The sequence below is a fragment of the Candidatus Halocynthiibacter alkanivorans genome (genome assembly GCF_003333265.1).
In the GTDB taxonomy this organism is placed as follows: Bacteria; Pseudomonadota; Alphaproteobacteria; order Rhodobacterales; family Rhodobacteraceae; genus Halocyntiibacter_A; species Halocyntiibacter_A alkanivorans.
Genome location: NZ_QOLB01000030.1, coordinates 1 through 9,495, shown reverse-complemented (window position 1 = coordinate 9,495; position 9,495 = coordinate 1). Strand labels below are relative to the sequence as shown.

The following is a 9,495-nucleotide window of genomic DNA, read 5'->3' as shown; positions in this document are numbered from 1 at the left end:
GGCCCTGCCACGGCAACAGCGCGCCCCTTGCTGCAGCCACACGCATAATTGAGTGGCTTCAGGGAATATTCACCTTGGCAAGATAAGATGTATTGTGGTTACATCTATCCAATAGCGTAACGTTAATCATTTTAATTTGTCTCGATTTTGGCCGCTGCCGCGCGCGAATATCCTTATCACAAAACGATAAAATGCATTAAAACCTGATACCTACCAACATTTCGCGCCGCGCCTCAATCTTCGCTTCAGACAAACCTGATAAAACAGGAGCTGAATATGTACGGAGTTATTTTGTGGAACGATCCGGCGAAAGGCAAAGCGGTTATCTGGTGTGATGACCACGGCCATCTGGCCTATCTGTCCTCCCCCGAAGTGATCAAAGATGGTCAGGCCATTCCCGATGTCGGTGCCATGGTGAATATCATTGTACGCCAGGTTGGCCCGTTGCGTCTTTGCACCTGGCTTGAATGCGTCAACAACGATAGCCACCCGACACTGCTGCAATCCCTGCGCAACGCAGCTGTGCCAAGCCAACGGCCCGCACAATGCTCCACATTCCAGGCCGTATCCTGATCTGGCAGCCGCTGGCCCCGGCCAGCCGCGCCCGGCACAAGCCGCTGGTCCCGCGCTCCACCGGTGACGCGCCGGTCCGTGTCGCAACCCGGGGCGAACCCCTGGTTGCAGCCTGTGGCGCGGCCGGTATTTCACCGTGGTGGATCTGAGAACCACACGCCTGTTTCAGCCGTCACCGGGCCCCTCCCCCATCGCAACAAGCGCAACCGGCCCGGACCAATGCTGCCGCAACGCGGTGGCCGCCTGCCAGGCGCGCAACCCGCTGCGACAGCACAGAACCGCGCGTTGCCCCGGGTAGGGGATGGGCGGCATGTTGACAAATTCCGCGACCCTGTACCGCAGCGCGCCTGGGGCAAACAGCTCTGGCGCCTCCGCGACATCCCGCAGTTCTACCGCAAAGTCGTGAGGCGTGACCGCATCGGCTGTGATGAAGCTAAACAAGGCGCCCTCAGGCTCAACGGCACCGTCAAAACGAAAACCGCCAAAGCGGTACTGCGCCAGATCGACCGTCACCATCTGCCCCATTACCGCCGGTTGCAGCCGCAAAAGATGCGCCAGCACCATCTGCGCCTGCAGCGCGCCAACCGTGCCCACCACAGGCCCAAGCACCCCGGCCGTGGCACAGGTGGCCGCGCGCGCCGGCAGGTCCGGAAACACCGCCCGCAGGGACGGCGCATTGGCACAAAAGCCACCGACATAACCTTGCAGACCCAGCGCGGAGGCGGTGATCAGCGCCAGGCCCGCCGCTTTGCAATGATCCGACAGCATGTAACTGACCGCAAAACTGTCGGCACAATCCACCACGATATCCGCCCCTTGCACCACCTCTTTAACATTGCCCGGGTCCAGCGCGTCGCTCATGGCACGGATGTCGCACTCCGGGTTCAGCGCCGCCAGCGTATCCACCGCCACCACCGCTTTCAGAGCCCCGATCTGCTGCTCGCGAAACAGCACCTGGCGGTGCAGATTGCTCCGTGAAATCCGGTCCGGGTCTACCACCAGCACCGACCCAATGCCGGCGGCACACAGGTATTGCAACACCGGAGCCCCCAGCCCGCCGGCCCCGATCACCACCACATGGGCCGCCCGCAACCGGGCCTGGCCCTCGGCTCCAACTTCAGGCAGACAGATCTGGCGCGCGTAACGGTTCATTACACCCGGGTCGCTTGCAGCCAGCCACGCACCTGCGCTTCAGGGTCCGGGTGCAGGGTGATGTCGGTCACCGCCGCCACGATGTCCGCGCCGGCGTCAAACGCCCCTGCTGCGCGCGCCACCGTCATGCCGCCAATTGCCACCAGCGGGATCTCCCCCACCAGCGCTTTCCATTCGCGGACCCGCTCCAGCCCCTGCATATGCCATTTCATCTTTTTCAGAATGGTGGGATAAACCGGCCCCAGCGCGACATACTCCGGCCTCAACGCCAAAGCGCGCGCCAGCTCAGACTTGTCATGGGTGCTGATGCCCAGCCGCAACCCAGCGGCGCGGATCGCAGCAATATCTGCGGTGTCCAGGTCCTCCTGACCCAAGTGGACAAAATCGCAGCCCTCCTCAATGGCGATCTGCCAGTGGTCATTCACCACCAGCGTCGCGCCCGCATCAGCACAGATCCGGCGCGCGCCGCGGATCTCTACGCGCAGCTGATCAGGCGTGGCGTCTTTGATGCGCAACTGCACCAGCCGGATGCCCAGCGGCACCAGGCGCTGCACCCAGTCACAGCTGTCAAAAATCGGATAGAACCGATCCAGTTGTTGTCTGCTCATACCTGCGTCCCTGTCGTCATACCCGCGTCCCTGTCGTCATACCTGCATCCTCGCCATCATAATTGCGGCCCCGTGTTCATATCTGCGGCCCTGCGTTCGCGCCCGCGTCCCTGTGTTCATGCCAGTGTTCATGCCCGCGTCCACTGGCTTCTGTGTGGCCTGCCCGACCCGGGCTCAACTCGGCTGCCGGCTGTATTGCCTCTGTCTTTAGTGTGACGCGGGGGGAACAAGTGCCCTGCCCCTGAATACGACCCCCCTGCATATCGCGCCCGTCTCACTGCCACATCGCGTGGAAATGATGCACTGGCCCGCGGCCCGCCCCCACATTGAGCTGATCAGCCGCTCCAATCGCGCCCTGCAGATAGCCATGCGCTGCACGTACGGCCACCTCCTGCCCCTGCCCGTGGGCCAGCCCCGCCGCGATGGCTGCCGAAAGGGTGCAACCAGTGCCATGGGTGTTTTTTGTCGCCTGGCGCGGGGCCTCCAGAATCTCAAAATCTCCCAGCAGCGGACAGAACAGATCGCGGCTAACGGCGCCTTCGGCATGGCCGCCTTTCAGCAACACCGCCGCCGGTCCCAATGCCAGCAGCGCGTGGGCCTGCAATTTCATCTGCTGAATAGTCTGAGCCGGCAGTTGCCCCAACAGCCGCGCCGCTTCGGGCAGGTTTGGCGTCACCAGACCGGCCAGTGGGAACAGCTGCGCCACCATGGCCTCCACTGCGGCTGGATGCAGCAAGACCCTGCCCGATGTGGCAATCATCACCGGATCCAGCACTATGGGAATGTCACAACCATTCAACGCACCGACCACCGCCTCAACGATCTCCACCGAAAACAACATGCCAATTTTTATCGCCGCCACGTCGAGATCGCACAGAACCGCTTTGATCTGTGCCGCCACCATATCCGCCGGCACTTCATGCACGTCAGTCACACCCAGGCTGTTCTGAACCGTCACCGCCGTAACCACCGAGGCGCCATAGACACCCATAGCGGAAAACGTCTTCAGGTCGGCCTGAATGCCGGCACCGCCGCTGCTGTCAGAGCCGGCAATCGTCAGCGCAATCGGCGGAGGTGGGCTGTGGGGGCGGATCGGGATCTTCATCGGCGTGCATGTCCTCAGTTGGCGGACAAAAGCGCGGAACAGACCCGGGGCAGCTGTGGCAGCGGCCCAAATACCCGTTCCCTACGCCGGCATCATCCGGATCAGGTTCGACGGGTCAGTGCAAAACTTCTCAGCCCCAAAGGGCCCCCCGACGGATAACGCATGGGTAGAACAGAAATCCTGATCTGGCAATGGAGAGTTTCCGGCCACTGCAGCACCGAAGCCGCATCCGTCCGGCGGTGCACCCTGTGGCTCAACCGGCCGGCTGTGCAACCGGTGCCTTATCTGCCCGCCAGTTCGACCGGAGCCCAATCCGCCCGCCAAAGCGACCGGAGCTGCACCCGTCGGGCGGTGGAAACAAACCCCCAGCCCGCAGGGTCTGCAAAGACAGACGGAAACACATAAGACCGGCAACGGCGTAGCTGGCAGCTTCAGTTCTGGTCCCGGGTCGTCGCGGAATAAATCACCTCATCCAGATCGCGATCAACGCCCGTGAGACTGACTTCATACCCCCAGAGCGCCTTGAGATAGCGCAGAACCTCTTCGCAGTTTTTCTCGTCCAGCACGATACCGTCATGCACCGTATGGCGCAGCTTCAGCTCCCGGTCGCCGCGCAGATCCGCATCAACCACCTGAATGTCCGGCTCCAGATAGGCCAGGTCATAAGACCGGGCCAGGATCCGGCGGACGTCGCGATAGCCGCGCGGATCATGGATCTGGCTAACCACCAGATTGGGATGTTCCGCCACATCGGTGATCACAAACAGCCGCAACTTGCGGATCAGCGCCGGGGAGAGGAATTGCAGGATAAAGGATTCATCGCGGTAATTGGCCCAGGCATCGCGCAGCACCCGGCGCCAGTCTTTGCAGCCGGCAATATCGGGAAACCATTCGCGGTCCTCTTCCGTCGGATCGACGCAGATGCGGCAGATATCCTGCATCATCTCAAAACCAAGCGCATAGGGGTTTAACCCGGAAAACCGCGGATCATCAAAGCCGGGTTGCAGGATCACATTGGTGTGGCTGTGCACCATCTCCAGAAACGCCCCCGGCGTGACCAGCCCGCGGTCGTGCAGCTTGTTGATGATGTAATAATGCACGAAGGTGGCACAGCCCTCATTCATCACTTTGGTCTGTTTCTGCGGATAGAGATACTGCGCCAGATAACGCACAATGCGGATCACTTCGCGTTGCCAGGGCTCCAGCACCGGGCTGTGTTTTTCCAGGAAATACAGGATATTTTCCTGCGGCAAGTTCAGCGCGCTCTGGCGCCGGTTTTTCCCCACCTCGCCCTCGTCTGCCTCCGTCTCGTCGCCGCCCAGAACCTGGTCGGCCCACAGGTCCAGAATGCTCTGCTGGCTTTCATAGCCTTCGCGCTGGCGCTGCATCGCCTTTAATTCAACTTCCGTCGGCTTTGGCGGCCGCCCATAGCGGAACACTCCGTGATCCTGCAGCGCATGGGCCGCATCCAGAATAACCTCCACCTGATCGACCCCGTAACGTTCTTCACAGCACGCAATAAAATTCTTGGCAAAAGCCAGGTAATCATTGATGCCTGACGCATCGGTCCAGTTGCGGAACAGATAGTTGTTTTTGAAAAAATGATTATGGCCAAAAGCCGCATGCGCCATCACCAGCGTCTGAAGAGCCATAGTGTTTTCTTCCATATTATAGCTGATACAGGGGTTGGAATTGACCACGATTTCATAGGCCAGCCCGGTCAGCCCTTTGCGGTAATTGTGCTCATCGCGCACGAATTGTTTGCCAAATGACCAGTGCTGATACATCAGCGGCATGCCGACACAAGAATAGGCGTCCAGCATCTGCTCGGCGGAAATAATCTCGATCTGGTTCGGATAGACATTCAGCCCCAGATCCTCCAGCGCGATCTCCTGTATCGCGTCATGCACCTCTGACAGCAGTTCAAAAGTCCAGTCCGGCCCGTCAAACAGCGGCTGTGCCGTACCTGTACCCGTCCCCGCCCCGGTGCCCGGCTGCGCGGCGCCGCTCATGGGGCCACCGCGGCGGCGGTGCGCGGCGCAAACAGCGCCCGGAACACCGGATAGATATCCGCCGGCGAACACACGCGCTGCATTTCAAACGAAGGCCAGCGCTTCTTGACCCGCAGACAGGCCTGCCACAGATCGGCGCCTTGTTCCGGATCATTCATCAGCACCTCATCACTTTCGCTGAGGATCTCCACATAGGCGTAATACTGGCACAATGGCAGCAACTGATGCTGCAGCAACTGCTGGCATTTTTCAGAGTCATTGCCAAAATTCTCGCCATCAGAGGCCTGGGCGCCATAGATGTTCCACTCATCGGTCGGGTAACGGTCTTTGATAATTTTCAGCATTTCCGTCAACGCAGAGCTGACCACCGTGCCGCCGGTTTCCCGCGAGTAGAAAAAGGTGTCTTCATCCACTTCGCGCGCGTGCTGCGTATGGCAGACAAAGACGATCTCAGTGTGCTCATAACAGCGCTCGAGAAACAGGTTGAGCAGGATGAAAAACCGCTTGGCCAGGTCTTTTTCCCGCTCCTGCATTGAGCCGGACACATCCATCAGGCAAAAGACCACCGCTTTGGAATTCAGCACAATTTCCGGCAGATGGGTGTCAAACCGCAGATCCACCGGGTCAATAAAACCAACCACTTTGCGTTTGCGTTCCAGCCGGCCAAGCTGCTGGCGCAGCTCTTCCAGCTCGGCAAACTCGTCGTCACAAGGTGCCTCCAGCGCTTCCAGCTCCTCAATGCGGGCCTTCAGCGCGTTGAATTTGCTCAGCGACGGCCGCTGCAACGCGATGCGCCGCCCCAGCGAATTGCGCATGGTACGGAGCAGATTGAGATTGGACGGTGTGCCCGCCGTGGTGATGCCGGCACGGCGATAGCTGATGGTTTTGGTCTCGATCAGGTTCTTTTTCACCAGATCCGGCAGTTCCAGCCCCTCAAACAACATTTCAAGATATTCTTCCCGCGTCAGGCTGAAGGAAAACCCGTCTTCTCCTTCGCCATCTTCCGAGGCTTTTTTGCCGCCGCCGCCCTGGCCGGACTTGGGCCGGGGAAAACTGTCCCCCACCACGAATTCCTTGTTGCCGGGAAACACCCGCTGGCGCATGCCGCCCTGGTTGGAATGCACCAGACGGGGTTCTTTGATGCCTTTGACCGGGATGGTTACACGCTCGCCCTGAGCCAGTTCGCGCGAATTGCGGCCGCTGACCGAACGTTCGCGCACTGATTTATCCACGATGTCTTTGATATGATGCCGCGCGCGGCGCAGGAACCGTTGCCGGTTGCCCAGACTCTTGCCGGCGGGGTTGGGACGTCTGTCTATAAAGTGATGCATCTCCTCAGCATCTCCCTGATTAGGAACGAGAAACCGTCAGCGCGCCTCAGCCCGCTTTGTTGACACGCATGTACCATTCAACCAGGCGGCGGACCTGGCGGTCGGTATAGCCGTGCTGGCGCATGCGTTCGACAAACTCCATGTGTTTGCCTTCGGTCTCGCTGTCTTTTTTGCTGCCAAAACTGATCACCGGCAGCAGTTCTTCCACCTGGCTGAACATGTGTTTTTCGATCACTTCCCGCAGTTTTTCGTAAGAAGCCCAGGCCGGGTTCAGCCCGGTGTTGGCCCGGTGTCGCAGCGCAAATTTAACCACCTCATTGCGGAAATCTTTCGGGTTGGAAATCCCCGCCGGTTTTTCGATTTTTGACAACTCACTGTTCAGGATATCACGGCTGTAAAGCTGGCCAGTGTCGGTGTCCTTGTAATCCTGCTCTTCGATCCAGGCATCGGCATAGGCGATATAGCGGTCAAACACGTTCTGACCATATTCCGAATAGCTCTCCAGATAGGCTTTCTGGATCTCATTGCCGATGAACTCCGCATAGCGTGGTGCCAGATCGGTTTTGATAAACTCAAGATATTTGCTTTCGGTCTCCGGCGGGAACTGCTCGCGTTTGATCATCTGTTCCAGCAAGTACATCAGATGCACCGGATCGGCCGCCACCTCTTCAGTGTCATAGTTGAACACTGAGCTCAGCACTTTGAAGGCAAACCGGGTTGAAACCCCGTTCATACCCTCATTCACCCCGGCGGTGTCGCGGTACTCCTGCACCGTTTTGGCCTTGGGGTCGCGGTCTTTCAGCGTCTCGCCGTCATAGACACACATTTTGGAATAGAGGTTGGAGTTCTCATGCGGTTTGAGGCGCGACAATACCGAGAACCGGCTGAGGATTTTCAGCGTCTCAGGCGCGCAGGGCGCATCGATCAACTCGCTGTTTTTCAACAGTTTAGAATAGATCTGCGTTTCTTCAGTCACCCGCAGACAATAGGGCACTTTGACGATACAGACCCGGTCAATAAAGGCTTCGTTGTTTTTATTGTTCTTGAACTGCTGCCACTCGCTTTCATTGGAATGGGCCAGAATAGTGCCATGGAAGGGAATGGCGCCAAATCCCTCGGTGCCCATATAGTTGCTTTCCTGGGTGGCGGTCAGCATCGGATGCAGGATCTTGATCGGTGCTTTGAACATCTCGACAAATTCAAGCAGGCCCTGGGTGGTGCGGTTCAGCCCGCCGGAAAAACTATAGGCGTCGGGGTGATCCTGGCTGAAATGCTCCAGCTGGCGGATATCAACCTTGCCCACCAGAGTGGAGATATCCTGGTTGTTTTCGTCGCCGGGCTCGACCTTGGCGATACAGATCTGACGCAGGCGCGACGGCGTCATTCTGGCCACGGTAAACCGGGTGATATCACCGTCAAACTCATCCAGACGGGTCAGCGCCCAGGGCGACATCAACCCTGGCAACCGGTGCCGGCTGATGCCATATTTATCTTCCAGAACGTCGCCCATCCGGTCCGGGTCAAACAGGCCCAGCGGCGATTCAAAAATCGGGCTGATCTGGTCGCCCGCCTTCAGCACATAGATTGGCTGATCTTCCACCAGTTGTTTCAGCCGCTCCGCCAGCGAGGACTTGCCGCCCCCGACCGGCCCCAGCAGATAGAGGATCTGCTTGCGCTCCTCCAGGCCCTGAGCGGCATAGCGGAAATAACCAACGATCCTCTCGATGGCCTCTTCCATGCCGTAAAAATCTTTGAAAGCCCGGTAGCGTTTGATCGTCCGGTTCTGAAAGATCGGCCCCAGACGGGCGTCTTTGGACGTGTCGACCAGCTCTTCCTCGCCAATCGCCTTCAGCATGCGTTCGGCAACAGAAGCATACATGCCAGGGTCATCGCGACAGCCCCGAAGATAGTCCTGCAAAGACATTTCCTGTACGCGGTTTACAGCATAGTGCTCCGCGAATAGTTCGATGATTTTTTCCATCTGACTGCAACCTCCAGTATGTTGTGTAGTCCTCCCCGGGGTTAGCTCATTGCGTGCGGACGGGCAGCGCCAGGCACGAGAGACAACAGGTGTCCGCAAATTTTTCCTGAAATTGCTCAGCGCCGTTTTGGGTCAGCATAGCCCAACTGTTGCTCTTCTTGCGGAGCTAACCAGCTGAAACTTATTGTTATTTTTACTGGCCTTACAAATTCAGCTTACCACAAATTCCAGTGCCCCGCTATTTTTATTTGGGTATTGTATTCTTTTTTATCAACAATTTTCCTGACACTCTTTTGTGACGCGCCCGCGACCACTGCTTTGTACCGGCTGCAACGGACCTGATCGCTGTTGATCCCCTGGCTGCCGGACGGTGAACCCGGCCCCTCTTGCAACCTCTGCGGCGCTGCACAACGAGCGACTATACCTCAGTACAGTCAGCCGCCCCTCTGTACAGATGCCAAAGACGCCTTTTCCCGCTACACTACTGACACTGCCGGAGCCTGGGGGGCCGGCATAAGGTCCGGGCAGAAAGCACGGGCACACAGCATATGCAGACGGCGCGGCAAGAGGAACGGCAAGGGGGCCGGACCCTCGCCCGGACCGGGTTCCCAGCCCGACCAGGCAGCCGGAAAATCCACACAAACAGCACGCCATAAAACTGCGGCTGAGAGACAGCACACAGAGATCGCCACTGGCTGCATACAGGCCAGCCGGTACCGGATTCCTGGTCGGG

General features: G+C 58.8%; 7 protein-coding genes and 1 riboswitch. Of the genes, 1 reads left to right on the top strand and 6 read right to left on the bottom strand.

Features of this window, described 5'->3' with window-relative positions:
* Positions 1-276 precede the first annotated feature (276 nt).
* Positions 277-573: a hypothetical protein gene (locus DWA01_RS01685; protein WP_114283916.1), complete on the top strand. Its 297-nt coding sequence runs from the start codon at positions 277-279 to the stop codon at positions 571-573.
* A 165-nt stretch (positions 574-738) separates the two neighbouring features.
* Here DWA01_RS01685 and DWA01_RS01680 read toward each other — a convergent pair whose 3' ends face one another.
* From DWA01_RS01680 to DWA01_RS01655, 6 genes are all read right to left on the bottom strand, one after another.
* Positions 739-1,725 (bottom strand): HesA/MoeB/ThiF family protein, encoded by a 987-nt coding sequence (locus tag DWA01_RS01680; RefSeq protein WP_200832485.1) that lies wholly within the window; start codon positions 1,723-1,725, stop codon positions 739-741.
* Entirely contained in the window at positions 1,725-2,333 is a 609-nt protein-coding gene (locus DWA01_RS01675) for a thiamine phosphate synthase (RefSeq protein ID WP_114283914.1), read from the bottom strand. The genes DWA01_RS01680 and DWA01_RS01675 overlap by 1 nt, the downstream gene beginning before the upstream one ends.
* A 274-nt stretch (positions 2,334-2,607) precedes the next feature.
* Positions 2,608-3,438, bottom strand: a complete 831-nt coding sequence (gene thiD / locus DWA01_RS01670; RefSeq protein ID WP_114283913.1) for a bifunctional hydroxymethylpyrimidine kinase/phosphomethylpyrimidine kinase — start codon at positions 3,436-3,438, stop codon at positions 2,608-2,610.
* Between the two features lie 61 nt (positions 3,439-3,499).
* A riboswitch (TPP riboswitch) is annotated at positions 3,500-3,599 on the bottom strand.
* Positions 3,600-3,869: 270 nt separating this feature from the next.
* On the bottom strand, positions 3,870-5,450 hold the full coding sequence (locus tag DWA01_RS01665; protein WP_114283912.1) for a SpoVR family protein: 1,581 nt from the start codon (positions 5,448-5,450) through the stop codon (positions 3,870-3,872).
* Entirely contained in the window at positions 5,447-6,781 is a 1,335-nt protein-coding gene (locus DWA01_RS01660) for a YeaH/YhbH family protein (protein ID WP_114283911.1), read from the bottom strand. The genes DWA01_RS01665 and DWA01_RS01660 overlap by 4 nt, the downstream gene beginning before the upstream one ends.
* A gap of 46 nt (positions 6,782-6,827) precedes the next feature.
* On the bottom strand, positions 6,828-8,762 hold the full coding sequence (locus DWA01_RS01655; protein WP_114283910.1) for a PrkA family serine protein kinase: 1,935 nt from the start codon (positions 8,760-8,762) through the stop codon (positions 6,828-6,830).
* Positions 8,763-9,495: the final 733 nt, after the last annotated feature.

What these genes read in the sequence shown, in the direction of transcription:
- DWA01_RS01685 (WP_114283916.1), top strand. Translation starts at nt 277, where the DNA reads ATGTACGGAGTTATTTTGTGGAACGATCCGGCGAAAGGCAAAGCGGTT.
- DWA01_RS01680 (WP_200832485.1), bottom strand. Translation starts at nt 1,725, where the DNA reads ATGAACCGTTACGCGCGCCAGATCTGTCTGCCTGAAGTTGGAGCCGAG.
- DWA01_RS01675 (WP_114283914.1), bottom strand. Translation starts at nt 2,333, where the DNA reads ATGAGCAGACAACAACTGGATCGGTTCTATCCGATTTTTGACAGCTGT.
- thiD (WP_114283913.1), bottom strand. Translation starts at nt 3,438, where the DNA reads ATGAAGATCCCGATCCGCCCCCACAGCCCACCTCCGCCGATTGCGCTG.
- DWA01_RS01665 (WP_114283912.1), bottom strand. Translation starts at nt 5,450, where the DNA reads ATGAGCGGCGCCGCGCAGCCGGGCACCGGGGCGGGGACGGGTACAGGT.
- DWA01_RS01660 (WP_114283911.1), bottom strand. Translation starts at nt 6,781, where the DNA reads ATGCATCACTTTATAGACAGACGTCCCAACCCCGCCGGCAAGAGTCTG.
- DWA01_RS01655 (WP_114283910.1), bottom strand. Translation starts at nt 8,762, where the DNA reads ATGGAAAAAATCATCGAACTATTCGCGGAGCACTATGCTGTAAACCGC.